The 25,840-nt window shown below is 37.8% G+C and carries 27 protein-coding genes and 2 pseudogenes; 20 read left to right on the top strand and 9 right to left on the bottom strand.

The genetic code is table 11. The features are described from left to right. The first annotated feature begins 542 nt into the window (after nucleotides 1–542). The 8 genes from mnmG (at nucleotide 543) to A3IA_RS0111235 (ending at nucleotide 9,906) form a co-directional block, all read left to right on the top strand. Nucleotides 543–2,444, top strand: coding sequence for a tRNA uridine-5-carboxymethylaminomethyl(34) synthesis enzyme MnmG (gene mnmG / locus A3IA_RS0111270; protein WP_018381424.1), 1,902 nt, complete (start codon nucleotides 543–545; stop codon nucleotides 2,442–2,444). 87 nt (nucleotides 2,445–2,531) lie between these two features. Next, nucleotides 2,532–4,499 (top strand): DHH family phosphoesterase, encoded by a 1,968-nt coding sequence (locus tag A3IA_RS0111265; protein ID WP_018381423.1) that lies wholly within the window; start codon nucleotides 2,532–2,534, stop codon nucleotides 4,497–4,499. Nucleotides 4,500–4,502: 3 nt separating this feature from the next. Further along, entirely contained in the window at nucleotides 4,503–4,955 is a 453-nt protein-coding gene (gene rplI, locus A3IA_RS0111260; protein ID WP_018381422.1) for a 50S ribosomal protein L9, read from the top strand. 43 nt (nucleotides 4,956–4,998) lie between these two features. Further along, complete coding sequence (dnaB, locus tag A3IA_RS0111255; RefSeq protein ID WP_018381421.1) at nucleotides 4,999–6,360, top strand: replicative DNA helicase; 1,362 nt, start codon at nucleotides 4,999–5,001, stop codon at nucleotides 6,358–6,360. Nucleotides 6,361–6,420: 60 nt separating this feature from the next. Continuing rightward, on the top strand, nucleotides 6,421–6,708 hold the full coding sequence (locus A3IA_RS0111250) for a Veg family protein (RefSeq protein ID WP_018381420.1): 288 nt from the start codon (nucleotides 6,421–6,423) through the stop codon (nucleotides 6,706–6,708). Between the two features lie 166 nt (nucleotides 6,709–6,874). Then, nucleotides 6,875–7,327, top strand: a complete 453-nt coding sequence (locus A3IA_RS0111245; RefSeq protein WP_018381419.1) for a helix-turn-helix transcriptional regulator — start codon at nucleotides 6,875–6,877, stop codon at nucleotides 7,325–7,327. Between the two features lie 219 nt (nucleotides 7,328–7,546). Continuing rightward, nucleotides 7,547–8,158 carry a 30S ribosomal protein S4 gene (gene rpsD, locus A3IA_RS0111240; RefSeq protein WP_017769317.1) on the top strand — a complete coding sequence of 204 codons (612 nt, stop codon included), beginning with the start codon at nucleotides 7,547–7,549 and terminating at the stop codon, nucleotides 8,156–8,158. Between the two features lie 236 nt (nucleotides 8,159–8,394). Further along, on the top strand, nucleotides 8,395–9,906 hold the full coding sequence (locus tag A3IA_RS0111235) for a flavocytochrome c (RefSeq protein WP_018381418.1): 1,512 nt from the start codon (nucleotides 8,395–8,397) through the stop codon (nucleotides 9,904–9,906). A 200-nt stretch (nucleotides 9,907–10,106) separates the two neighbouring features. Here the strand turns inward: A3IA_RS0111235 and A3IA_RS0111230 are convergent, their stop codons facing one another. Further along, on the bottom strand, nucleotides 10,107–10,307 hold the full coding sequence (locus A3IA_RS0111230) for a hypothetical protein (protein ID WP_017769319.1): 201 nt from the start codon (nucleotides 10,305–10,307) through the stop codon (nucleotides 10,107–10,109). Nucleotides 10,308–10,466: 159 nt separating this feature from the next. Between A3IA_RS0111230 and A3IA_RS0111225 the strand changes: the two genes are divergently transcribed. Beyond that, nucleotides 10,467–10,820, top strand: coding sequence for a DUF1304 domain-containing protein (locus A3IA_RS0111225; protein WP_018381417.1), 354 nt, complete (start codon nucleotides 10,467–10,469; stop codon nucleotides 10,818–10,820). Between the two features lie 446 nt (nucleotides 10,821–11,266). Here A3IA_RS0111225 and A3IA_RS0111220 read toward each other — a convergent pair whose 3' ends face one another. Genes A3IA_RS0111220 through A3IA_RS0111210 form a run of 3 tightly spaced genes read right to left on the bottom strand, consistent with a single transcriptional unit; the run spans nucleotide 11,267 to nucleotide 13,204 of the window. Continuing rightward, complete coding sequence (locus A3IA_RS0111220; RefSeq protein ID WP_018381416.1) at nucleotides 11,267–12,310, bottom strand: DUF4097 family beta strand repeat-containing protein; 1,044 nt, start codon at nucleotides 12,308–12,310, stop codon at nucleotides 11,267–11,269. After that, nucleotides 12,307–12,891 (bottom strand): DUF1700 domain-containing protein, encoded by a 585-nt coding sequence (locus tag A3IA_RS0111215; RefSeq protein WP_018381415.1) that lies wholly within the window; start codon nucleotides 12,889–12,891, stop codon nucleotides 12,307–12,309. The genes A3IA_RS0111220 and A3IA_RS0111215 overlap by 4 nt, the downstream gene beginning before the upstream one ends. Continuing rightward, on the bottom strand, nucleotides 12,878–13,204 hold the full coding sequence (locus A3IA_RS0111210) for a PadR family transcriptional regulator (protein ID WP_017769257.1): 327 nt from the start codon (nucleotides 13,202–13,204) through the stop codon (nucleotides 12,878–12,880). Before A3IA_RS0111210 ends, A3IA_RS0111215 begins: the two co-directional genes overlap by 14 nt. A gap of 223 nt (nucleotides 13,205–13,427) precedes the next feature. Between A3IA_RS0111210 and A3IA_RS0111205 the strand changes: the two genes are divergently transcribed. After that, complete coding sequence (locus A3IA_RS0111205; protein ID WP_018381414.1) at nucleotides 13,428–14,321, top strand: ABC transporter ATP-binding protein; 894 nt, start codon at nucleotides 13,428–13,430, stop codon at nucleotides 14,319–14,321. Further along, nucleotides 14,318–15,535, top strand: coding sequence for an ABC transporter permease (locus A3IA_RS0111200; RefSeq protein WP_018381413.1), 1,218 nt, complete (start codon nucleotides 14,318–14,320; stop codon nucleotides 15,533–15,535). Before A3IA_RS0111205 ends, A3IA_RS0111200 begins: the two co-directional genes overlap by 4 nt. 158 nt (nucleotides 15,536–15,693) lie before the next feature. On the opposite strand, the gene A3IA_RS0111195 is transcribed toward A3IA_RS0111200, so the two are convergent. After that, nucleotides 15,694–16,314, bottom strand: coding sequence for an NUDIX hydrolase (locus tag A3IA_RS0111195; protein WP_018381412.1), 621 nt, complete (start codon nucleotides 16,312–16,314; stop codon nucleotides 15,694–15,696). A gap of 143 nt (nucleotides 16,315–16,457) precedes the next feature. Here A3IA_RS0111195 and A3IA_RS0111190 point away from each other — a divergent pair, with 143 nt between their 5' ends. The 3 genes from A3IA_RS0111190 to A3IA_RS12185 are packed head-to-tail and all read left to right on the top strand — an operon-like array spanning nucleotide 16,458 to nucleotide 19,083. Then, complete coding sequence (locus A3IA_RS0111190; RefSeq protein WP_018381411.1) at nucleotides 16,458–16,829, top strand: cupredoxin domain-containing protein; 372 nt, start codon at nucleotides 16,458–16,460, stop codon at nucleotides 16,827–16,829. Between the two features lie 15 nt (nucleotides 16,830–16,844). Further along, nucleotides 16,845–17,153 carry a cupredoxin domain-containing protein gene (locus A3IA_RS13290; protein ID WP_018381410.1) on the top strand — a complete coding sequence of 103 codons (309 nt, stop codon included), beginning with the start codon at nucleotides 16,845–16,847 and terminating at the stop codon, nucleotides 17,151–17,153. 13 nt (nucleotides 17,154–17,166) lie between these two features. Further along, on the top strand, nucleotides 17,167–19,083 hold the full coding sequence (locus A3IA_RS12185) for a copper-translocating P-type ATPase (RefSeq protein ID WP_018381409.1): 1,917 nt from the start codon (nucleotides 17,167–17,169) through the stop codon (nucleotides 19,081–19,083). A gap of 207 nt (nucleotides 19,084–19,290) precedes the next feature. On the opposite strand, the gene yeiL is transcribed toward A3IA_RS12185, so the two are convergent. Further along, entirely contained in the window at nucleotides 19,291–19,917 is a 627-nt protein-coding gene (gene yeiL, locus A3IA_RS0111180) for a transcriptional regulator YeiL (RefSeq protein ID WP_018381408.1), read from the bottom strand. 80 nt (nucleotides 19,918–19,997) lie between these two features. Here yeiL and A3IA_RS0111175 point away from each other — a divergent pair, with 80 nt between their 5' ends. The 5 genes and pseudogenes from A3IA_RS0111175 to A3IA_RS13730 all read left to right on the top strand — a co-directional run bounded on the left by A3IA_RS0111175 (nucleotide 19,998) and on the right by A3IA_RS13730 (nucleotide 22,873). Continuing rightward, nucleotides 19,998–20,591, top strand: coding sequence for a YczE/YyaS/YitT family protein (locus tag A3IA_RS0111175; RefSeq protein ID WP_018381407.1), 594 nt, complete (start codon nucleotides 19,998–20,000; stop codon nucleotides 20,589–20,591). A 194-nt stretch (nucleotides 20,592–20,785) separates the two neighbouring features. Next, nucleotides 20,786–21,208: a hypothetical protein gene (locus A3IA_RS0111170; RefSeq protein WP_018381406.1), complete on the top strand. Its 423-nt coding sequence runs from the start codon at nucleotides 20,786–20,788 to the stop codon at nucleotides 21,206–21,208. Next, nucleotides 21,186–22,208, top strand: a pseudogene (locus A3IA_RS12180) (HEPN domain-containing protein); the annotation flags it as partial. The gene A3IA_RS0111170 and the pseudogene A3IA_RS12180, both read left to right, overlap by 23 nt. A gap of 90 nt (nucleotides 22,209–22,298) precedes the next feature. Then, nucleotides 22,299–22,736, top strand: a pseudogene (locus A3IA_RS13160) (formate--tetrahydrofolate ligase); the annotation flags it as partial. A gap of 5 nt (nucleotides 22,737–22,741) precedes the next feature. Beyond that, nucleotides 22,742–22,873, top strand: coding sequence for a formate--tetrahydrofolate ligase (locus tag A3IA_RS13730; protein ID WP_051072819.1), 132 nt, complete (start codon nucleotides 22,742–22,744; stop codon nucleotides 22,871–22,873). Between the two features lie 43 nt (nucleotides 22,874–22,916). Here A3IA_RS13730 and A3IA_RS0111150 read toward each other — a convergent pair whose 3' ends face one another. From A3IA_RS0111150 to rpmF, 3 genes are all read right to left on the bottom strand, one after another. Continuing rightward, on the bottom strand, nucleotides 22,917–23,726 hold the full coding sequence (locus A3IA_RS0111150) for a PrsW family glutamic-type intramembrane protease (protein WP_018381403.1): 810 nt from the start codon (nucleotides 23,724–23,726) through the stop codon (nucleotides 22,917–22,919). A 568-nt stretch (nucleotides 23,727–24,294) separates the two neighbouring features. After that, nucleotides 24,295–24,444 (bottom strand): 50S ribosomal protein L33, encoded by a 150-nt coding sequence (gene rpmG, locus A3IA_RS0111145; RefSeq protein ID WP_001265622.1) that lies wholly within the window; start codon nucleotides 24,442–24,444, stop codon nucleotides 24,295–24,297. Between the two features lie 15 nt (nucleotides 24,445–24,459). Next, nucleotides 24,460–24,642 (bottom strand): 50S ribosomal protein L32, encoded by a 183-nt coding sequence (rpmF, locus tag A3IA_RS0111140; RefSeq protein ID WP_018380522.1) that lies wholly within the window; start codon nucleotides 24,640–24,642, stop codon nucleotides 24,460–24,462. A gap of 305 nt (nucleotides 24,643–24,947) precedes the next feature. On the opposite strand from rpmF, the gene A3IA_RS0111135 reads away from it, so the two are divergent. Further along, a partial coding sequence (locus A3IA_RS0111135) for a 5-methyltetrahydropteroyltriglutamate--homocysteine S-methyltransferase (RefSeq protein ID WP_018381402.1) occupies nucleotides 24,948–25,840 on the top strand: 893 nt, incomplete at its 3' end.

Raw genomic sequence — 25,840 nt, 5'->3', positions numbered from 1 at the left:
ATTTAGTAATATCATGAAAGTCAAAGCTCATGATCTTGCAGGTCTTTTTGCCTTGCAATGATAAGGGTTTTGGCTATTTTTGTGTTTAATCTGGAGGATGAGGATTTTCAAAAGACAGTTGATAGTCAAGTTTTTAGTGTTAGATTTTCAGCTTCAATGGTAAAAGGTAATCAGATTTATTTGGCAGAATCTCTAAAAGACGAGTATTGTTGCTTGATGGAGTCACTTTAGTCAATGAGATGACTGAAGAATCCCTTAAACGTGACAATTTTAGAAGATATTTTGGTTGAAATGGGAATGTGACCACTAGCTTTTACAGTAGAGCGTCAATTGGTTTGGAAAAAATATCTGATTATTCAAATTGAATGTCACTGGGTTGCTCCTTTGATAGAGACGAATTCAGAGATAGAAGATGGCGGGGCCTCTTTGGCTAACCTTGAAACCATAAGTCTTAACCCTTAACCCTGCATGTCTTAAAACAGCATTTAAACACGAGGATGGACAGATAAAATATTTTATAAATAAAAATGGAGAAGATTAGAGTGGAACATACTTTCGTAGAAGAATTTGATGTTATCGTTGTTGGTGCCGGTCATGCTGGTGTGGAGGCTGCCTTGGCAGCAAGCCGTATGGGTTCAAAAACTTTGCTAGCGACCATTAACCTAGATATGCTAGCTTTTATGCCTTGTAACCCATCCATTGGTGGCTCGGCTAAGGGAATTGTGGTCCGTGAGATTGATGCCCTCGGTGGTGAAATGGGGCGCAATATTGATAAGACCTATATTCAGATGAAAATGCTCAACACGGGTAAAGGTCCTGCGGTTCGAGCCCTTCGTGCTCAAGCTGATAAGCACCTTTATGCTGAAGAAATGAAAAAGACCGTTGAGCAAGAAGAAAATTTGACTCTTCGTCAAACCATGATTGATGACATCTTGGTTGAAGATGGCGAGGTTATCGGTGTTTTGACAGCTACAGGTCAAAAATATGGTGCGCGCGCGGTTGTCATTACAACTGGTACAGCTTTACGTGGAGAAATTATTTTAGGTGAGCTCAAGTATTCATCTGGTCCAAATAATAGCCTAGCTTCCATTACACTGGCTGACAACCTTGTTAAACATGGTCTTGAAATCGGTCGCTTCAAAACAGGTACACCACCGCGCGTCAAAGGCTCAACTATTGACTATTCTGTGACAGAAGTGCAACCTGGTGATAAAAAACCAAATCATTTTTCATTCATGTCAAAGGATGAGGATTATATCACGGATCAGGTTGACTGCTGGTTGACATATACCAATGAAGAAAGTCATGAGTTAATCAAAGAAAACCTTCACCGTGCACCAATGTTTTCAGGTGTTGTCAAGGGAGTTGGTCCGCGCTACTGCCCATCAATTGAAGATAAGATTGTGCGCTTTGCTGACAAAGAACGCCATCAACTTTTCCTTGAACCAGAAGGTCGTAATACAGATGAAGTTTACGTGCAAGGTCTGTCAACGTCATTACCAGAAGATGTGCAGCGTGATTTGATTCACTCTGTTAAAGGCTTGGAAAAAGCAGAAATGATGCGTACAGGCTATGCTATCGAATATGACATTGTATTACCACATCAACTTCGAGCGACGCTCGAAACAAAGGTGATTTCTGGTCTCTTTACAGCTGGTCAAACCAATGGTACGTCTGGTTATGAGGAAGCTGCGGGACAAGGGATTGTCGCAGGGATTAATGCGGCGCTTAAAGTTCAAGGCAAACCCGAATTTATTTTGAAACGCTCGGATGCCTACATAGGTGTTATGATTGACGACCTTGTCACAAAAGGGACTTTAGAACCCTATCGTCTCTTGACGTCTCGTGCTGAGTATCGTCTCATTCTTCGTCATGACAATGCTGATATGCGTTTGACACCACTTGGACGTCAAGTTGGCTTGGTTGACGATGAGCGTTGGAATACCTTTGAAATCAAGAAAAACCAATTTGACAATGAGTTGACAAGACTTGACACGGTTAAATTGAAACCTGTCAAGGAAACCAATGAACGTATTGAAGCTCTAGGCTTTAAACCCTTGACAGATGCTATGACAGCTAAGGCATTCATGCGCCGACCAGAAATTGACTATAAAATAGCGACTGATTTTGTTGGTCCAGCCGCAGAAGACTTGGATAGTAAAGTTATTGAGCTTTTGGAAACGGAAATCAAGTACGAAGGCTACATTAACAAAGCTCTTGATCAGGTTGACAAGATGAAGCGTATGGAAGAAAAACGCATTCCTGCTAACATTGACTGGGATGCCATTGATTCTATCGCAACAGAAGCCCGTCAAAAATTCAAGAAAATCAATCCAGAAACTATCGGTCAAGCTAGTCGTATTTCGGGCGTCAATCCAGCCGATATTTCTATTTTGATGGTTTATCTGGAAGGGAACAATAAAGCTCGTAGAAACCCCCAGTAAGTAATCAAACTGTAATCTTAGATAGGTGCAAAGAGTCCTGATATTCAGGGCTTTTTGTGGTATAATATGACCTTAAGAGGTTATTAAATGAAAAGATTTCGTTTTGAAACCATTCATCTTGTGATGATTGGCATGATTGTATTTGGTTTATTGGCCATCAGTGTACGTCTAACACAGTCAGAAACCAGCTTATTGATTGCTATTTTTTTGGCGTGTTTATTTTTGACGGCATTGCTTTATTTTCAGAAAGAAAGTTATCAGTTATCTGAAGATGAACAAATCGAACTGTTAAATGATAAAACTGAGGTAAGTTTAAAGACGCTACTTGATAAGATGCCAGTTGGGGTCATTAAGTTTAATCCAGAAGCAAGTGAAATTGACTGGTATAATCCTTATGCTCAGTTGATTTTCAGCGATCAAGAGACAGGACAATTTGACACACAAGTTGTTCTTGATTTACTTGAAGCCCATAAACAGGGAGCACTTGCTCGTAGTATTACGATTGGCGAAGCTAGGTACAATTCCTATATGGACTTAGAAGCCGGTGTCTTTTACTTCTTTGACGCTAGCCAAGAAATTGAAGGTAGCCAAAAAACTATCAAAAAACGTCCTGTTATTGGGATTATGTCTGTCGATAATTATGATGATTTCACAGATAACATGGCTGATGCTGATATTTCAAGTATTAATAGTTTTGTTGCTAATTTCATCGCAAATTTTGCTGAAGAACATGCTATTTTCTATCGTCGTGTTGCGATGGACCGATTTTATTTCTTTACCGATTATGGCACCCTTGAAAAGCTAATCAATGATAAATTTGATATTTTAGATCGTTTCCGTCAGGAAGCTCAAGAATATGAATTATCATTGACCTTAAGTATGGGGATTGCTTACGGTAGAGGAAATCACAATCAAATTGGGGTTATCGCCCAAGAAAATCTCAATATAGCCTTAGTTCGCGGTGGTGATCAAGTTGTTCTTAAGGAAAATGAAGAGCATGCAGACTTGATGTATTTTGGTGGAGGAACGGTTTCAACTGTAAAACGTTCACGTACTAGAACTCGCGCGATGATGTCAGCTATTTCGGACAAAATCAAATCAGTTGATAAAGTATTTGTTGTTGGACATCGTCGTTTAGATATGGATGCCTTGGGGTCTTCTGTCGGAATGCAATTTTTTGCGAGTCAGTTGGTTTCAGAATCTTACGTTGTATATGATCCGAGTGACATGGGAATGGACATTGAGAGAGCTATCGATCGGCTTAAACAAGATGAATCAACAAATCTTGTGACGGTTTCGGAAGCTTTGCAGATGGTTGATCACAGATCGTTGTTGATTATGGTTGATCATTCTAAAACAAGTCTGACGCTTTCAAAAGAATTGTTTGATGAATTCCGTGAGACAATTGTCGTGGATCATCACCGTCGCGATGATGATTTCCCTGACAATGCTGTTTTAACTTTTATTGAAAGTGGTGCAAGTTCTGCGGCAGAATTGGTTACAGAATTGATTACTTTCCAAAATGCTAAATCTAGCAAATTAAACAAGCTTCAAGCTAGTCTCTTGATGGCTGGTATTATGCTTGATACGAAGAATTTCTCAACTCGAGTAACTAGCCGTACCTTTGATGTGGCAAGTTATCTTAGAACCTTGGGGAGTGATAGTGTTGAAATTCAATCTATCGCAGCAACCGATTTTGAAGAATACCGTCAGGTTAATGAGTTAATTCTAAGAGCGAAGCCATATAAAAAGCATATTATGATTGCTAGTGGTCCAGAGGATGTCCCTTACAATAATGTTATTGCAAGTAAGGCTGCTGATAGTCTGTTAATGATGGCAGATATTGAGGCAAGTTTTGTGATTTCTAAGAATTCTAAGGGTCAAACGACTATTTCCGCAAGAAGCCGCAACAATGTCAATGTTCAGCGCATTATGGAACAGTTGGGCGGGGGAGGTCATTTCAACCTTGCTGCCTGCCAATGTGATAATATTGCTGTTATTGATTTAGAAGCCCAATTATTAGATATTATTGATAAAGAAGTAGAAGAGGAGTAGATAATGAAAGTTATTTTTTTACAAGACGTTAAAGGCAAAGGCAAAAAAGGGGAAATTAAAGAAGTTCCAACAGGATATGCACAAAACTTCTTGTTAAAGAAAAATTTGGCTAAGGAAGCAACTAATCAGGCTATCGGTGAGCTAAAAGGTAAACAAAAATCAGAACAAAAACATCAAGCGGAGTTATTGGCAGAAGCAAAAGCAACAAAAGTTGAGCTTGAAAAAGAAGAAACTCGTGTGCAATTTACAGAAAAAGTTGGCCCAGACGGTCGTACTTTTGGTTCGATTACTGCTAAGAAAATTGCTGAAGAATTGCAAAAACAATTTGGCATTAAAGTGGATAAACGTCACATTGAATTAGCCCATCCAATCCGTGCGATTGGGTTGATTGAAGTGCCTGTTAAACTACACAAAGAAGTAACTGCTGATATAAAATTGGCCGTTAAAGAGGCATAATCGTCTATAAAGATTTACACAAGATTGACAAGGAGGTGAGAAGATGGCGGAGACACTAGAATTACGTGTACAGCCACAAGATTTGGTAGCCGAGCAGTCTGTTTTGGGATCAATCTTTATCTCACCAGACAAGCTGATAACGGTTCGTGAATTTATCGAAGCAGATGATTTTTATAAATATGCTCATAAGGTTATTTTTAGAGCTATGGTTACCCTAAGTGATCGTCATGATGCTATCGATGCCACAACTGTTAGAAATATTCTTGATAGTCAAGGAGACCTTCAAAATATCGGAGGCCTCTCTTATATTGTTGAGTTGGTCAATAGTGTGCCAACCAGTGCTAATGCTGATTATTACGCTAAAATTGTGGCTGAAAAAGCCATGTTGCGCAATATTATCAAGCGCTTGACAGATACTGTCAACGAAGCCTATGAGGGGGCGCTTGAGTCAGAGGAAATTATTGCTGGCGCAGAGAAGGCTTTGATTGAGATTAATGAGCATAGTAATCGTAGTGGGTTTAGGACGATTGCGAGTGTGCTTGATCAAAACTTTGAAAATCTTGAAATTCGTGCCCAACAGACGTCCGATGTTACAGGACTTCCAACGGGTTTCAGAGATTTGGATCGCATTACAACAGGTTTACACCCAGATCAGTTAATTATTTTAGCTGCTCGGCCTGCGGTTGGTAAGACTGCATTTGTTCTCAATATCGCTCAAAATGTTGGGACAAAACAAAATAAGGCTGTAGCCATTTTCTCTCTTGAGATGGGGGCGGAAAGTCTTGTTGACCGTATGTTAGCTGCAGAAGGTATGATTGATTCACATTCCTTGCGTACGGGGCAATTGACAGAGCAAGATTGGACTAATGTTATGATTGCTCAAGGTGCTTTGGCGGAAGCGCCAATTTACATCGATGATACGCCGGGTATCAAGATTACTGAAATTCGAGCGCGTTCTCGTAAATTAGCACAAGAAGTTGACGGTGGACTAGGTCTTATTGTAATTGACTATTTGCAGTTAATTTCAGGAACACGACCGGAAAACCGTCAACAAGAAGTTTCAGAAATCTCTCGTCAGTTGAAGATTTTGGCAAAAGAATTACGTGTCCCAGTCATTGCTCTTAGTCAGCTCTCCCGTGGTGTTGAGCAACGTCAAGATAAGAGACCAGTTCTCTCGGATATTCGTGAATCAGGGTCTATCGAGCAAGATGCGGATATCGTTGCCTTTCTTTACCGAGATGACTATTATCGTAAAGAAGGTGAGGAAGCCGAGGATGCTATTGAGGATAATACCGTTGAAGTTATCCTTGAGAAAAACCGTGCTGGAGCGCGTGGGACAGTTAAGTTAATGTTCCAAAAAGAATACAATAAGTTTTCAAGTATAGCTCAATTTGAAGAGTTTTAAACTTGATAGGTAAGTTGACAAGATTGTAAAGAAACTTGTCTAAGAAATAGGAGAAACCGTATGAGTGATGCATTTGCTGATGTAGCAAAAATGAAAAAAATTAAAGATGATGTCAAAAATCATGAGGGACAATTAGTTGAGTTAACTTTAGAGAACGGTCGTAAACGTGAAAAAACAAAAATCGGTCGCTTGATTGAAGTATATCAGTCATTATTTATCGTTGAATATAATGAACAATCAACTGAACCGGGAGCAATTAATAATTCTTACGTTGAATCCTACACCTACTCTGATATTTTGACAGAAAAAACCTTAATTCGTTACTTTGATGAAGGAACGCCAGAATGAGCCCAAAACCTCCATGGAGGTTTTTTCTTTACACTTAAGTTGACAGTGGTGTAAAGAAAAAGTCAACTAGAATAATTCTCTTTTTCTCTATTTTCAATGATTTCCTATACAAGAGACCTATTTTTAATTAAAATGTTTTTAAAAAATAGGAAAGAGGTGAAAGATTTTGGAAAAAGAAACGATTTTAGCCATCAAGTTAAAAGAGTATCGTCAAGAATATGCTTTAACACAAGCAGATTTGGCAGAAAAAATAAAAGTATCAGATAAGACTATTTCAAAATGGGAAAATGGGGACACCTATCCGAGCAAAAGAAATATGCTTGAATTGTCAAAAATACTAGAGCTTCCCCTAGAGGTACTGGTTGTTGAGGATTCATATCAGCAAGTTAATCTCAAAAAGCTAGCCTTTCGCTACGCAGTAGTCGCCTACGTGTTGATTTTTGGTTTGTCAATGCTTATCTTGAGTGGACGTTTGGATTATTCTGCTTTGTTTAATCAACCAGCTACCCTTATCAAGGCCATCATTGAAGTATCTATACAATGCAACCTCTGTGCTATCCCAGCAGCTATCATCATTGGTTTAGTCTTTTACTACTATATTTTTCCAAAAAAAGACTAGAGAAATTTCCTTTACAAAAGGGTAATTAAATGCTAAAATACTCTTTGTGTGAAATAATGGCAGTTCATTATGAAGCTCGTCAACAGATACCTTGAAATACAAGTAACCTTGGCTGTTTAGGCGAAGGGCATCTGCACGAATCAGGATTGAACAATCTTATTTCCTCAGAAATGGAAGCTAGTTAGCTAGTTTCAAAAAATAAAGAGGAGGACATTTTAAATGTCACGTTATACAGGACCATCATGGAAACAAGCCCGTCGTTTAGGCTTATCACTTACAGGAACAGGTAAAGAGCTTGCTCGTCGTAACTATGTTCCAGGACAACACGGACCAAACAACCGTTCAAAACTTTCTGAGTACGGTTTGCAATTGGCTGAAAAACAAAAATTGCGTTTCACTTATGGAATGAGTGAAAAACAATTCCGTAACTTGTTCGTACAAGCTACTAAAATCAAAGGCGGAATCCTTGGTTACAACTTCATGCTTCTTCTTGAGCGTCGTCTTGACAACGTTGTCTACCGTTTAGGTCTTGCAACTACTCGTCGTCAAGCACGTCAATTCGTAAACCACGGTCATATCCTTGTTGACGGAAAACGCGTTGATATTCCATCATACCGCGTTGAAGTCGGTCAAGTAATCTCAGTTCGTGAAAAATCAGCTAAAGTTCCAGCTATCCTTGAAGCAGTTGAAGCTACAGTTGGACGTCCATCATTCGTAGCATTCGATGCTGAAAAACTTGAAGGATCACTTACACGCCTTCCAGAACGTGATGAAATCCACCCAGAAATCAACGAAGCACTTATCGTTGAATTCTACAACAAAATGCTTTAATTTTAAGATTAAGTACTTTGAAAGCCCGTGGTTACGGGCTTTTTTGCTTTGTTTAAAATCCTGATTTTTTACCTAATTCTTCCTCTAATGTTTTGATTTGGCTAGTGAAAGTGGCAAATTGACGCCTTTGATACTTTGTTTTTTAATTGTTTTTTCTGAAAAAATTTCACAAAATATTGACAGCGTTTCCGTTTTAAGATACAATTCTTTGTGAAAGAAAATGCAAGGAGATTGACATGAAAAAAAATTGGTTTAAGATTTTAGCTTGCTTTTTAGCAATCTTTGTCTTAGTAGCTTGTGGAAAATCATCTAATGCTTCTAAAGAGACAAAATCATCGTCTTCAAAAGAAGAAGCTGTTTCAGGTGCTTCACAAAAAACGTATACAGATCCATCAAAGGTCAAAGATAGCTATGATGTTGTCGTTGTAGGTTCTGGTGGTGCTGGTATGGCAGCTGCTCTTTCAGCTCAAGAGGCTGGTGCAAAGGTTGCTATTTTTGAAAAAATGCCTATCATCGGTGGTAATACGAACAAATCATCAGGTGGTATGAATGCTTCAGAAACAAAATTCCAAAAGGAACAAGGTATCGAAGATACTAATGATTTGTTTTACGAAGAAACTTTAAAAGGTGGTAAAGGTACTAACAATCCAGAATTACTGCGCTACATGGTAGATAACTCTGCTGAAGCGATTGACTGGTTGGATGGTATGGGGATTACTTTGAGCGATGTTACATTCTCAGGTGGTTTCTCTAAAGAACGTATTCACCGTCCAGCAGATGGTTCAGCTGTAGGTGGTTACTTGGTAGATGGTCTTTACAACAACTTGAAAGAGAAAAAAATTCCAGTATTTGTAAATGCAGACGTAACTGAGATTACTGAAAAAGATGGTGCTGCAACTGGTATCAAAGTTAAAATGGCTAAGAAAACAAAAACAATCTCAGCCAAAGCCGTTGTTGATACAGCTGGTGGTTTCGGTGCTAACATGGAGATGATCACTGAATACAAACCAGAATTGAAAAACTACGTGACAACTAACCATACAGGTGCAACTGGTGATGGTGTTGCCCTTGCTGAGAAACTCGGCGCAGATACTGTTCAAATGGATCAAATCCAAATTCACCCTACTGTCTATCAAGAAAAAGGTAAAGATCCTTTCCTTGTATCAGAAGCAATCCGTGGTGAAGGTGCTGTCCTTATCAATGCAGAGGGTAAACGTTTCTACAATGAAATGGAAACACGTGATAACGTTTCTGCAGCTATCAACAAACTTCCAGAACGTTCAGCATATGTTGTCTTTGACCAACAACTTCGTGAACATTCAAAATCAATTGACACTTACGAAGAAAAAGGCATGGTTGTCAAAGCTGATTCTATTGAAGAACTAGCTAAGAAAATGGATGTTTCAGCAGAGAACATGAAAACAACAATTGATTCTTGGAACAAATCTGTTGCTGATAAGAAAGATTCAGAATTTGGTCGTACGACAGGCATGGACCGTGACATTTCAAAAGCTCCTTTCTATGCAATCAAGATTGCACCAGGTATCCACCACACCATGGGTGGTTTAAAAATTAATACTAATACAGAGGTATTGAAAAAAGATGGATCAACTATCCCGGGTCTCTTTGCCGCAGGTGAAGTAACTGGTGGTGTGCATGGAAGCAACCGTATTGGTGGTAACGCTGTTGCTGACATCGTTGTCTTCGGTCGTCAGGCAGGTACAAAAGCTGCTGAATTTGCAAAATAATCCCCTATAAAAAGCTTTGAACAGGTCTTCCTATCAAAGCTTTTTTCTTTTCTAGAATAAGAAAACACTAGCAATTTGCTAGTGTTCAACTGCTACTCAATGAAAATCAAAAGCAGACTAGGCGACACAGATAGCAGATAGAACTGAAGGTCATCACATCAAGTCAACAAGGTCTGCTTTTGATTTTTAAAGAGTATTATTTATTTACGACCATCGTTGGTCTTTAAACCACCTTGGAAATCTGCTTCAACATTATCAACATAGTCACGATAGTAATTGAGTAGGTCGGTTTTTAATTGTTGATAGTCTGCTTCGCTATAGTCTTTTTCCTCAAAGAAAGCATTGAATTTAGGCATTTTTAGCTCTTCACGTAGGCGCTTGATAACGGTATCTTTATTCATAGGTTACTCTTTCATTTTTCTTTTATTGTATCACATTATTGTGAATAAGTTAACATGTTTTTGATGTAAGAGACAAAATAAGTGCGATTTAGCTTTTTTTGTAATATGATAACAAGATAAAGTTAGTCTAAGTGAGGCTATTTCAGAAAAGAGGAAAGTATGTCAATTATTACGCTTATTTTAGCTACTTTGGTAGCTTTGGAACATTTTTATATCATGTATTTAGAGACTTTTGCAACCCAGTCGAAAGCAACAGGTCGTGTCTTTAATATGTCTCAGGAGGAGCGCTCGCGCGACTCGGTCAGCAAACTATTTAAGAATCAGGGTATCTACAATGGTTTGATTGCTATTTTTCTTTTATTTGGGGTTTTTACGGGAAATCAGACGCTGGTAGTAGTGTTTTTGCTTAATGTGGTTCTCGCCGCAGCTTATGGAGCATTGACGGCTGATAAGAAAATCATCTTGACACAAGGTGGTCTGGCTATTTTAGCCCTCGTTACCTTACTATTTTAAGAAAAAGTTTTCAAATTTGGAGAGTTTCAGGTTGAAGGAGACTCCATTTTGGACGATTTTATTCAATCTTTTGTGCTTTCTTGGAGAAAGAAAATACAAAAGGTTACTATAGTCAAATGAATTAACTTTTAGACAAGAAACAGAAAAGACGCCGAACAGTACTTGATACTCTTCGAAAATTAAAAGCAGACCTTGTTGACTTGATTTGATGAAGACAGTTCTATCTGCTATCTGTGTCGCCTAGTCTGCTTTTAATTTTCGTTGAGTATGAGTAGGGGAAGTCGAAAGTAACCATGTCTCAAAGTTAAGTCAAAAGAGTATAAATCAACATTTCTAAGAGTTTGTTTTATTTATAAAAATCTTACACTTTTAATTTCTCTATCGTTTAGAGGGTTTGTCTATATTCTGAGCTTTCCGAATTTGGGAAGCTTTTTCTTATCGTAACCTTAGTTGATAGAGATAGGACCTTCTTTGCTGTTGATGGTTAAGGTTGCGTTGTTATCTTTTACTTGTTTATTAAAACTATGATTTTCTTGATTCTCATCAGCAGTAATCTGATCTGAACCAGTGATGGCATCAGAAACTTTGAGTTCTTCATTTGTTACTTTTAGATTGAAGTTGGTTGTAGAACGTGTCTTCTCTTCTAGATGAATAGTGATGTTACTATAGTCGCTGGTGATTTCAATGAGATTTTTGAGAGCTAATTGTTTAGCAGTAATGGCATTGCTGTCACCGGATAGGTTGACATTATCTAGCTCAGTATCTGTTAGGGTGAAGGATCCATTTGCAATTGTAATGGAAGTATTTTGGAGATGACTTTTATCGACTTCTAGAATTGTAGATTCTCCATCGAGTTGTCCCTCCTTAATTGTAGAATTTGTTAAAGAAAGGTAGTCAGATGCATCTAGTTTCAATTGACTGATATTGCTATTGTCCAAGTAGAGAGAATTAGCTGAAAAGTTAGCTTTTGAAATTACTGTGTCATCAGTGTAGATGGAATCAGATGTTAGATCGACCTCTTCGATTGGGAAATTATAGAGATGAGTTGAGCCTGAAACATAGCCTTTTATGCTATCAAATTTAGCATTTTTAGGAACAGATAAGACAACATCATGGCTATCTATGTCTTGATTATTGAGGTAATACCCTAAAGCTGATAGTAGTCCTGTGACAGTGGTAGTTTCATCAGCTTGGTTGAGAGATAGTTTATCACCATCTTGTTTAACTGTTAATTCTCCTAAAACCTTACGATCAGTGTAGTATGTCAGATGCCATTTGTCATCTTTGGATGGTTCAATAATGAGGTCACGGGTGTTTAGTTTGAGTTCTAAGTGTTTAAAACTGGATAGCTCTTGTTCGACTTTTTTAGCTGCTGTTGCTTCTTTGATGTCTTTTAGACCATCATGGCTATTTCCCCATAAAATAGCTACTGTTCCAAAACTAATAAAGATGAGGGAAAGAATGAAAAGAAATTTATTTGATTTTTTCATGCTGCACTTCCTTTCTTAGTGAAACGACTAATAATAGCTAGGAGGACACGAGTCATTGCTTTTGCTAGTGCTATCAACAGGAGCCAAAGAAGTAAGCCTATTCCTAAGACTAACAGCCCCGTTCCAATCCCTAAAGCCATTGCTGCTAAAGAATTTGGCACCAGTGTGAAGCTTTCCCAAATGAGAACACCTAAAACAGCAATGCCAGCTATTAGGAGTGAAAGGGCTGCGACAACAAAGGCAAAAATCATAGCAATGAAGGCAAAGATAAGCCCTGCGACTAGAACGATAGCAGGAAGTGCCAAAGGTGCAGCAAAAAGTGCTAGGATGGCAATCCAGAGGATTTTAGCGCGCGATTTTTTGCTATGGTCTGCCTCACCTTCTTTTTTATCCCAAAGAGCATTGAGAATATCTTGTGCAGCTTCCTTAGGTGTTCCCAGCTCTTCGATAACACGGTCCTCGTTTTCAGGTCCAGCTTCGTCAAAATATTCGGTGAAGTATTCCATAGCTTCTTTGTAATCTTCTTCTGGTAAACGGTGCAGGTAGTTATCTAGCTGCTTTAAGTATTCAGTCCTTGTCATGTCTCAAACTCCCTTCCACAATCCCGTCTAGGGTATCTTTATAACTTTTCCATTGTAATTTTAAATAAGTGAGGTGCTCTTTTCCCTCAGTCGTTAGAGCATAGTACTTGCGTTTACGCCCTTGGTGTTCCTGACTGTAGTTAGAGACATAGCCAGCCTGCCCTAGTTTTTTTAAAATGGGGTAGAGAGTGGATTCCTTGATAGCTGCGACCAATTTGATGGTTTGGCTAATCTCATAACCGTAGGAATCCTCTTTTTCTAAAATGGCTAAAATCAAAAATTCAATCAAGGTTGATGATACTGGAAAGTACATGTCATCAGCTCCTTTTGGTATATATAATTATTCTACACATTGATTATAGAATGATTTTATATATATGTCAATATTTTATATATAAAAAAATAATATATTTTTAAAAGACAATTTTCACAAATGTCTTTTAGCTTAACTACTATTTATGTTAGAATAGAACTATTAAGAATATTTTGCTGGGTTTATAGCAAAATACGTTAGCCAACATTAGAAAGAGGTAGGGATGATTAGGATTTCACAACTCTCTAAGAGTTATGGGCAGAATGAAGTGCTTAGAGGAATGTCATTTGAAGTACCATCAGGCAGCATTTGTGGCTTGGTTGGAAAAAACGGTGCTGGTAAGACGACGCTCTTTCACTCCATTTTAAATTTTGTAAACTATGATGGAGAGATTCAGCTAGATGGCAATCCATTGACAACAAAAGTTAATAATCGGATTGGTTATTTACCGGAAGAACGCAGTCTCATGCCTAAGTTGACTGTTTTTGAGCAAGTTCGTTATTTGGCTAGTCTCAAGGGAATGTCTCGTAAAGAAGTAAGCAAGAAACTTCCACTTTGGATGGAAAAATTAGAAGTTAAGGGGAAACTAACAGATAAGATTAAAAGCCTTTCAAAAGGAAATCAGCAAAAAATCCAGTTGATTATTACGCTGATTCATGAACCTGATTTGATTATTTTGGATGAGCCTTTTTCTGGTTTGGATCCTGTTAATACGGCTCTTTTGAAAGAGATTATTTTAGCAGAAAAAGATCGCGGAGCGACGATAATCTTTTCAGACCATGTCATGACTAACGTTGAGGAGTTATGCGACTCCTTGGTTATGATTAGCGATGGTGAGGTCGTGCTTAATGGTAGTATTCAAGAGATTCGCGATTCATTTGGTCGCACTCGTCTCTTTGTTTCAAATGATGTGCCAAGAGAACGTCTGGAAAATCTAGCCCACGTGGCTTCTATTAGTAAGACTAAGCAAGGTCAGTGGCGCTTGGTTCTAGATGATGAGGCCGCTGGTCCGATGCTGTTTAGAGCTATTAGTGGTGGGCACTATATATCTACATTTGACCAACAGGCACCAACTATTGATGAAATTTTCAAAATGAAATCGGGGGTAGAATTATGAAACAGCTGCTATTAGTTGCTAAAGAAACCTATCTAAGACAAATCAAGTCATGGGCCTTCCTCCTCATGGTTCTATCTCCCTTTATCTTTGTTGGTTTTACAATGGGAGTAAGCTACTTAACAGGGTCTGCAGCTAACAATTCAGACAAATTAGCTGTAGTTTTATCGGATAGTTCTTTGAAGAAAGCTTTCAAAGGGCTTGATGGTGTTACTCTAAAGTATGAAACGGAAACAGCTGCAAAAAAAGCGCAAAAAGCTGAAGATATTCCAGGTTATGTCTTTGTTGATACTTCAGATAATAAAATACAAGCAACCTATCATGGTCATTCTAGCCTCGCTAAGGATATCAAAGGGCAATTGCTCCAAGTATTAGGAGGCTTGCAAAATCAATTGAATATTGCTGAGGCCAATCTGACTCCAAAACAAGTTAAAGCTTTGGCGCAAGAACCTCAGTTTAAAGAGGAAATCAAAGAAAAAGGTGACTTGAAAAAAGCAGGTAAATACATCACTTTCTTTGGCTTAACCTTCATCATGTACTTCATTATTTTGACCTATGCTGGTTCAACTGCTCAAGAGATTGCTAATGAAAAAGGAACCAAAATCATGGAAGTGATTTTCTCAAGTGTGCCTGCCAATCTCTATTTCTATGGGCGTATTTTAGGGATTTTTGGGATCATTACAAGCCATTTGGGTATCTATGCCCTTGGTGGATTCTTAGCCTACAAGCTCTTGCCTAACTTTGAATTTAGTAAGGACATGATTGACATTGTTAAACCTATGCTGGACACCATTATTGATAACTTAGACTGGACCATGCTCTTCTTTGCTATCTTTGGTATCCTACTTTATGTTGTTTTAGCAGCTCTTTGTGGTTCCTTGGTCGTGCGTATAGAAGATGTCAACAAGGCGGTACAACCTGTTATGTATCTGGTTGTTGTAGGTTTTATTGGTGCCATCGTTCTTGGGCAACAAGGTCATGATAACGTGATTTTAGAGATTGGTTCTTATGTACCTTTTATATCATCCTTCTTTATGCCCATTCGTCTAATTAATAGCTACGCTAGCACAAATGAAGCTCTGATTTCCTTAGGTATTTTAGCAGCGACAGCCGTTCTTTGTACGCTATACATTGGTAAATCTTATGCAGGTTTGATTTTGCAGACAGATGATGTCGGTCTTTTCAAGAGTCTTAAGCGTGGCTTGAATCATAAATAAAACGAGAGTGAGCTGGGAAACCGGTTCACTTTTTAATATCATCAGTATAAAGAGTATGTTGATGATATTAAGGATTTAAAGACATGAAAAAAGGTTTAACATCAAGGGTTATGCAACCAGATGTTAAACCTTTTGTCTTGATATGCGTTTTTCATTTTTTAATCAATGTCGCATTCTTTTATGATTTCTGTAAAGCGATGGGTGAACATGGCTGTTAATCCCCAAAGTGTTTCGGGACCTTGCTCGTAAAAGGGGATTTTATCAGAGCGTGATGTGAAACGATAATCTTTACCATTTTTATGTAGACGATCAACAGGAAAATCTTCCCCAGGCTTCATTTTGGCTCGTAATTTGTAGTAAGTCGGAGGTGTCTCCATGAGTGAGCTGAGAGGAATGGTAAAAACTTTTGCGACTTCATCCTTATTAGGGCAAATGGCTGAGAGACAGTTGATGTTAATCTCTCCGACAAAGCAATGGATGGTTCGGTGATGTTGAACAAGATAATCAATCTCTCCGAAGATTGTGATAGCTTTCTTGGGAAGATTTAATTCTTCCTGTGTTTCTCGAATAGCAGCTGCTTCTGGGCATTCACCCTCTTCGATACGTCCGCCAGGAAAGGCTACTTCCCCAGGTTGCGAAATCTTTTCACTGCGGACTTCGTAAAGCACATGCCACTCGTCATCAATGCGCATTAAAGGGAGGAGTACAGCATAGGCTCTATCTTGTCCAAGAGGCCTGGGGTGATATGATTTTAGTGTTTTTTCGATTGCTGATAGCATTACTTTCCTCCTTACCTCTATTTTAACTTAGTCTCGAGGGGAAAGCAAATAATACTAATTAGTAACATAAAAGAAATTGACCTTTCTGCGAAACTTTGTTAAAATATATCTACAAATGTAAACTTAAAAGAAAGGGCATTGCCATGATACATTTTCTCATCATAATACTTGGTTTAGCCATGATAGCCTTTATTATCTGGTGGTTTTTTGGCAAACATGAAGTCTCTCAACAAGAAGCCGTGGTGCGTGGCAACCATCAAGAAATTCAAGTATCAGTTGATGGTGGTTATATTCCGCAGACAATTGTTTTGAAAAAGGGGATTCCAGCGACTTTGGTCTTTCATCGCAAGGACCCATCATCCTGTTTGGACCAAGTGGTCTTTTCAGATTTTGGGATCCATGAGGACCTACCGATGAAGAAGGATTTTCCGATTACGATTACCCCTACTGAGGCAGGAGAATTCGGTTTTGCTTGTGGCATGAACATGATTTACGGCAAATTAATTGTCAAATAGAAACGAGGGTTTAGGATGTTTTTTAAAAAGAAAAATGAGGGCAAAGCTACTCAAAAAGGTGATTTTCAAGAAGTGCGCGTGCTTGTGGATGGTGGTTATAAACCAGAAAAAATTGTTTTAAAAAAAGGCGTACTTGCTCATATCATTTTTGACCGTCAAACAGACTCTGCTTGTTTCGACCAAGTGGTTTTCCCTGATTTTGATATCAAGGCTGACCTTCCTGTCAAAGAAGATTTCGTTATTGAAGTGACGCCAAATGAAAAAGGTGAATTTGGCTTTGCCTGCGGTATGGACATGTATCACGGAAAACTCATTGTAAAATAGAAAGGAGTTTTTGATGACGATTAGAGGTCGCTTCTGGATAGCTTTTATCTGCTCAATCCCCATGGTTTTTCTCATGATTGCCATGTTTACTCATATCATCGACCATAAGATTATCGAGTGGGGAACTTTCTTCTTTACAACGATTATCATGGTTTTCTCAGGTTTGCCATTTCTGAAAAGTGCCTGGGCTTCTTTTAAAAATCACAATGCCAACATGGATACCTTGGTAGCACTGGGGACTTCGGTAGCCTATCTTTACAGCGTCTACGCTATTTTCAAGGGCTTACCAGTTTATTTTGAGAGTGCTGGATTTATCATCATGTTCGTTCTTTTGGGGCAAGTTTTTGAGGAGCGGATGCGGAAAAATGCTTCTCAGGCAGTGGAGAAATTGCTTGATTTACAGGCCAAGTCAGCTAGTGTCCTCAGAAATGGTGACTTTGTAGAGATTGCTCTGGAAGACATTCTCATCGATGACCTGATTAAAGTTAAACCTGGTGAGAAGATTGCTGTTGACGGAGTTATTACAGATGGTAAAACCAGCATTGATGAGTCCATGGTGACTGGTGAAAGTATGCCCGTCAGCAAGACTGTCGGAGATACCGTGATTGGCTCAACCCTCAACACTAACGGAACCATCACTTTTAAGGCCACTAAGGTTGGTAAAGATACTATGCTGGCTCAGATTGTGGATTTTGTTAAAAAAGCTCAATCTAGTCACGCCCCTATTCAAGATGTGACAGATAAGATTTCAGGGATTTTTGTTCCTGTTGTCGTTATTTTAGCCATTTTAACCTTTATGGTTTGGTATAGTTTCTTAGGTTCTGGTAGTACGCAGGCCATGATATATGCGGTGTCTGTCTTGATTATTGCCTGCCCATGTGCGCTAGGATTGGCGACGCCAACGGCTCTCATGGTTGGTACTGGACGAAGTGCTAAGATGGGTGTCTTAATTAAAAACGGTACTGTCTTACAAGAATTGCAAAATATCGATACCGTGGTTTTGGATAAAACAGGAACCATTACCCTAGGTAAGCCTCGTGTGACAGATGTAGTCGGTGATCAAGAAGATGTCCTAAGGATTGCGGCAGCTCTTGAAGCGTCATCAGAACATCCTCTCGCAACAGCAATTATGGCTTATGCTGACGATAAAGGGATTAAAACTGGTGTTGTAGAGAATTTCCAAGCTGTAGAAGGGCAAGGCGTCACCGGACGTTATCAAGGTCAATCAGTCTTCTTGGGAAATCGTCGTTTGCAGGAAGGTAGAAGCTTCCCAGACTCTCTAGAAGAGCAAATGAAAGAACTGCAAAACCAAGCTAAAACCGTGGTTATCTTGGCCAAAGAATCAGAAGTCATTGGACTTATTGCCATCCAGGATGTGCCTAAAGAAACCTCACAACAAGCTATTAGAGCCTTGGAAGCTAGGGGTCTTAAGACAGTCATGTTGACAGGTGATAATGAGCGTGTGGCGCACGCTATTGCTGAGGAAGTCGGTATCAACCAAGTTATTTCAGATGTCTTGCCACAAGATAAGGCAGACCAGATTAAAGCGCTTCAAAAAGAAGGTAAAGTAGCCTTTGTCGGTGATGGAATCAACGACGCTCCAGCGCTTAGCCTAGCTGATGTTGGTATCGCTATGGGGGCAGGAACGGATATTGCCATCGAATCGGGTGGCGTTGTCTTGATTCAAAATGACTTGCTAGGTGTTGTGAGAGCTTATGATATGAGTAAGAAAACCTTTAAACGGATTCTCCTCAATCTTTTCTGGGCTTCGATCTATAATCTAATTGGTATTCCAATCGCCGCTGGACTCTTTGTAGCCATTGGCTTAACCCTTAACCCTGAATTAGCTGGATTGGCAATGGCGATGAGTTCCTTATCAGTGTTGATCAGTTCACTTCTATTGAACAAATCTAAGTTGCCGAAGATATAAAATGATTTGCTACAGGAAGTTATAATGGTTATAGCTGTCTACCTGATTTCATAAATGATGGGAATAGTTATGAAATGATAAACTAGAGAAATTGATTTTCGGTACGAATGATTTCATCTGCTATGAGCTTTCTAGGCTTATGTGAAACGAGCTACAGCATTAAAACATTACAGATAATAAAAGGCTGGGACTCTTGTTCCAGCTTTTTTAGTTATTAAAAATATAAAGTTTTTTTAGTTTATGATAATCAATGATATATGTTTGATGCCCTATCTTTTCTAAATACCCTTCTTCTTGAAATTCCTTAAAAATTTGCAGAAGATGGCGATAACTTACCCCCAAATAATCAACGATTGTTGTATGTTTCTCACAATAAATTTGATGATGCGATAAGTCAATAATAAGTGTTGCCAAACGATATTTGAGATGATATCCTTGATTCTTGATTAAATGATTCGTTCTTTCTAAAAGCTTCTTTCCGATAAATTGACTTAGTTCTTTCAAAAAATAAGGATCGTTTAAAAGTTTGGAAGTTACAATCTTCTTAGGAATTGCTAGAACTTCTACTGTACCAATAGCAGCAACGTATTTTGTTTTTTCTTCAATTTCTAAAAAGGTCAATTCCCCAATCCAATCATTTTGGTTTAAAAAATGAAGTAGGATTGTTTTTCCATTTTCAGTGTTGTGATATATCTTGGCTCGACCCTTCAGAATATAAAAGAGATAGTCAAGATTTTGATTTTCTTGAATGATTGTTTCGTTGTTATTAAAGGTTAATACTTTACTTTGGTCCAATATTGAGACGGGTAGCAATTCTTGAATAGGAGATGTCATAATGATTCCTTTTTATATGAGATTTCTCATATTTATTTTACGCTAATAAGGCTAAAATAGAAACTGAAAAGGAGGGCCTTATGATAAAAAAGACGATATTATCATTTTTATTTTATATGATTTCGGCACTTGGGATTAGTTTAACAATCAAGGCGGATATTGGTGTTAGTAGCTTCAATTCCTTCAATGTTGCTGTAGCAGAACTATTTGATATAAAGATTGGAACAGTGACGGGAATCATTAATGGTTTATTTTTGATCACCAGTTATTTTATGGATAAGCGAAAAAGTTTTAGAGATTATACTTTGATGGTGTTCTCAGTGCTATTCTTAGGTTACGCTATTAATTTTTTTGTTTATGATATCTTTATTGATCTGTTATTCTCTAACTATATTATGAAAATTGTTGTTTTCATTATGGGTACCTGCATTGCTGGCTTTGGAACGGGAAGAATAATCCATTTTGGAATATTAATTTTTCCAATAGAAAAATTCTGTCAACTGATGTCTTCATTGACATCAGGGGAATTTTCAAGCTATAGGTATGGCATTGATATTATTTGTGTCACATTATCCGTGCTAATTTCTATTGTTTTTCATCAACCGATAGTGGTCATAGAGGGAACTATAATTAGCTTAGTTTTATTATCTTATATTATTGGGAGAAGTAAATAAGATTGTTGTGGAGATGTTAGTATTAAGTATGATTAGAATAGTAGTCTCTAGCATATTATTCTGTAAAATGATTTTCTAAACTAAATCTTATCTATTAGTCATTAAAATGATAAAAATCTCAAAATATCCAAAAAAATGAAAATCTATTTCTATTTTTAGTGTATAATGGAGAAAAAAGTCGAGAGGATCTGAATATGAAGGTATTATTAAAATTAGGAATTAGCTTATCATGTGTCTTGCTATTAAGTGCTTGTCAAACTAATCCTGAATCGTCTAAGCAGTCAACTAAGAAAGAATCGAATGCTAGTAAGACTCTCAAACGATCTAAGAAAACGACTCAGTCATCCAAAAAAACGGTGACAAAATCGACATCTGATCAATCTGGTGCTACAGAACCATCAAGGTCACAGTCAGAGGAAAATGATTTAAAAGATTATGAGACTCTATATGCAGATACACTCTCTAAAATTGCTTCAGATATTAATAATGTCAGCCATTATGCTTTTTATGATATTGACAAGAATGGCAGTAAGGAGTTGTTTACAGGGACAGATGTTGGCAACGGTATTCATCCGATAGCTCTTTATTACTTCAAAAATAACGTTTCTACCTATTGAAGAATGGATTGAAAAATCATTGGTAACCATTAAGCATGGTGATAATCAAACCATTTTTGAGAGTGCAGTAAATGAATATCAATCAACAAAAGTATTAATAAAATCACTTGGGATGAACTTTGAAGATATGGCGATACTACATTCTTCATTTACAAATACATCATTTACAAGTGTCTATTTTATCAAACTTACTTCAGTTGACTCAAACACAAGATGTTTCGATGAGTTCTATCAGTCTTCACGTAAATTTAAAGAATTTATTGAGATTTTATCAAATACTCCATTATCATTTACCAATATTGAGTTTCTGGTTGATTATAAAATGCTAAAAGATAAGCACTTGCCGATTATAAAGGGAAAATACTTCGTTCAGCATGCTAGAAAGTCTAAAAAATGGAAAAATTATCAGCAAGATATTTCTTTGAGGAAACTAGAAGATAACTTTGAACATATTTTAAATCATTGGTTTGATAAATCTGATGAACTTGAATTTATAGTGAGACAATTTTCAAAAAATCTTCATGGTGATTTATATTTAGAAGACCAGTTAATTGATGCTATTAGGAATTTAGAAGTTTATTCTAGAAATTTTAAGAATTTTAAAATTCCACAGTGTCTATCTGATGATGAAGAAAAAGCTAGAAAATCGTTGGTTGATTTTATAAATACACATATTTTAGAAGAAATCAGAAGAAAATTTAGAAACAAATTGAAATTTAAGAAGAAAGAGCCTAGTCTTTCCGAACGCCTCAAAAATTTAATTAATTTAATAGATGAGCTTAATCAGACTAAAATTTTTTCGGACTGTGATAGAGAATTATTAATAACAAAATTAGCTCAAACACGAAATTACTGTACTCATGGTGATTCGAAAGATAAATATCTAAAAATGATAACTGATGTCCATGAGATGTATGAGACTAAATTGCTTCTTCAAGAAGTTCTGAGATATTATATCTATCAAGAATTAGAAATGAAATATAGATACAAAAATTTCTAAAAATAAAATTTTTTCCTAGCGTTATGTAGTTCTGAAAGTAAATTCTTTCCATGCTCATCGGCTCATTGAAGATTTAAAGGTAACAGTTAGCTTTGGGGAGCGCTCAATGGTATTCCTCGTGAAGATGGATTTGATATTACCGTGGCTTCTGAAATCATGGCGATTTTGTGTTTGGCGACAGACATCAATGACTTGAAAGAACGTTTGGCAAATATTATTATTGCTTATCGTTTTGACCGCAGTCCTGTCTACGTGCGTGATTTGGCGGTGGAAGGTGCTTTGACCCTTATTTTGAAAGATGCTATCAAACCAAACCTTGTCCAAACCATCTATGGCACGCCTGCCTTTGTCCATGGTGGTCCATTTGCTAATATTGCCCACGGATGTAACTCAGTTCTCGCAACAATTACAGCTTTGCGATTGGGCGGCTACACGGTCAAAGAAGCAGGTTTCGGAGTTGACCTCGGATCAGAGAAGTTCATCGCCATTAAGGTACCGAACTTGCTTAAGGCTCATGATGTTTCCGTGAATTTGTGCCAAAATTGGGTGCAGGCTTTATCGTTGCCTTAACAGGTGATGTCATGACCATGCCTGGTTTGCCAAAAGATCCCGCAGCTCTCAACATGGATGTGGCAGCAGACGAGACAGCTATCGGCTTGTTCTAACAAGAATGAATATAAAAAATCCACTCAAAGGCGGATTTTTTGTCTATTCAGATAGTTTCTCAACCGTTCGATAGGCAAGTAAGCCAAGTAGAATACTCAAGATAGGGAACACTGTCTGGAAGATACCAGTGTTGAATGGTGAGTTAAAGAGAAAATGGATTCCAAAGCTTGCACCAATCCAAAATACTCCCTGTGCTTTTGACATACCTGTATTTTTCGTGAGAAGGGCTACTAAGCCAATGGCAAAGAGAAGCGTGAAAACCCAATGAACCCAACCAGCTTGACCAACGCGTTCAAGAATGGTTTCAAAGCCGTCTAACTTATTCATGAACATGTCTCTAAATACAAAGGTGATGTCTTCCATGATTTGGAAGCCTAATCCAACAATCACTCCGCTTACCAATGCATTTTTTAGTGTCATTTTTCTACAAATAAGTAGTACAAGTAGAACAGTTAGCCCTTTACCGATTTCTTCTGCCAATGGACCTGAAATAGCTGCGCCCCAGTCTTTTAGGAAATTATCACTAGCTTTAACAATTTCGAGTAGGAAATATCCAATAGCTGTATGTCCCAGTTCAGAAAAAGAGATGCTACCTGTTAAGCCTAAAAGCCAGCTAAGACCTATAACTTGTTTAGAAATGTTATAGCGTTTAGCTAAGTAATATGTCAGTACTAGTAGGGGAATGAGGTAGATAGCGACCAAGGAAATGGTTAGGAGAAAGAGAGGATATTTAGCTTCCATGCCATTTGGCTTACCTAATTCTCCAAAGATAATTTTGCAACCGTTGACAAATCCAATCGTTGCTAAGACGACTAGAAGATAGGTTTTACACATTTGAAATTTTTCTTTCATAGTTTGACCTTTCTGTATTAATAAACTAGTGTATAGATACATTGTATCAAAAAAAAAGTACATTTCGTCTATTATTCACCTATTTTTTATCTAAACCTTTTCAGTTATTGTAATGTTTTTTCTGCAACTTGGACTCCATAATAGAGCCGTAACGGAATTGTGTCTAAAATTTTCTTTTTTGCTAGACTAAGGTTGAAAAAAAGAAAAGGAGCATGTTATAGAACAATATGATTTACTGGTCATTGGTTTTGGAAAGACTGGTAAGGGCTTTGTAGGTAAGCGGCTTTAAAGATTATGAACTAACCCAAGAGGAAGAAGACGCTTTAGAGTTATTTGATAAACAATACTGGCAAGAGTTTCGCAGGGGTGATTTATTTGATAGAGTTAAAATCAAGAAAAAAACCTCTAATCAATTGATTAGGGGGCTTTTTGCATATCCGAATTTCTAAATTTATTTCACAAAAAATGTAGTCATTCGGCTGATTTTTATTGCAATCTACTGAAATTTAAAATTTCAAAAATCGCATGAAATCAATGTTTTTCGTCTCAACTGACGTGTATTGAATGTCTACTTAACTTCAGTAAACACAACGTGCTTACGCAATTTTGGTGAGTATTTTTTCAATTGAAGACGGTCTGGAGTGTTACGTTTGTTTTTTGAAGTAAGGTACAAGCGTTCACCAGATTCTTTGTGTTCAAGTGTAATGTTTACGCGCATGGTATCTCCCTTCTATTATTTAGCTTCGTTAGCTTTAGCGATTTTACGTCCTTTGTAGTATCCTTTAAGTGATACACGGTGAGAACGTGAGTAATCTCCAGTAGTTTCGTCAAATTTTACAGTTGGAGCTGTTAATTTGTAGTGCGTACGACGTTTGTTTTTCTTCGCTTTTGAGGTGCGACGTGCAGGTACTGCCATTTTGGTTTCTTCCTTTCGATAAGTAAATATTCAGGGACTTATAGATTTACCTTAATGTTATCATTCTTGGTATTCAATCTGCCCAGTTAATATAGAGATGAATTTTCATCAACTATAGCATGATAACATATCTTTTTTGTAAAGTAAAGTTACTTGACACTTTTTTTGAGATGTTAAGTATAGTTTCCACCTATGACTTAATATAATAAAGTTATATTTGTCACTTATAGCTGGCTTTGTTATCCTAGACTCATATGCGGTAGTATTCGCCCTGCTAATTCCAGAAAAGAAAAAGAGGTAAGTCTATGTCTAAAGTACAGCATCATTTTGATCATGTCGGTTCTTATTTGCGTCCAGCCAAGCTCAAAGAAGCTCGCGATCAGTTTGCTAGTGGCGAGATTTCTCGCGAGGAATTGCTTGACATCCAGGATGAATTGGTTAAAGACTTGGTTCACCATGAAGTTGACAATGGTTTGAAAGTTGTTACTGACGGTGAATTCGGTCGTTCTTGGTGGCACTTGGATTTCCTGTGGGAACTGACAGGTTATGAAGCTTACTTACAGGAGGAGTCTTACAAGTTTCACGGTGCCAAGACACGGACGACTAACGTTCGTGTGGCTGGTAAAATTGCGGAAAATCCTAACCATCCCTTCTACCGTGATTTTGAGTATTTGAAATCAATTACGCCAGAAGGTGTGACGCCTAAAATCACTATTCCAAGTCCATCTATGGTTTTCCGTGATGGTCGTAGCGACTTAGCCTTGGATTTTTATGACAGTCGTGAGGACTACCTAAATGACTTGGCGCAAGCTTACCATGACACTATCCAACGTTTTTATGATTTGGGAGCACGTTATGTACAGTTGGACGATACGACTTGGGCATTTTTGATTGCCAAATTAAACGAAACTAGCGGAGAAGAACTTGATGGCTATCGTGCGCAAGCTCAAGAGATTGTGGATATCATAAACAAAGCCCTAGAGGGCTTACCTGATGACTTGACTCTTGCAACGCATATTTGTCGAGGAAATTTTAAATCAACCTACCTCTACGAAGGTGGCTATGATGTCGTTGCTAAATATTTGGGTCAACTCAATTATGACATCTTCTTTTTAGAATACGATGACAGCCGTTCAGGTGATTTTACACCACTTGTGGATATTTGGAATCATCGTGATCATGTGGAGCTTGTTTTGGG

This window comes from Streptococcus thoraltensis DSM 12221 (genome assembly GCF_000380145.1).
In the GTDB taxonomy this organism is placed as follows: domain Bacteria; phylum Bacillota; class Bacilli; order Lactobacillales; family Streptococcaceae; genus Streptococcus; species Streptococcus thoraltensis.
Note: the sequence above shows the minus strand (reverse complement) of the source record. Positions and strands in the feature narration are given on the sequence as shown.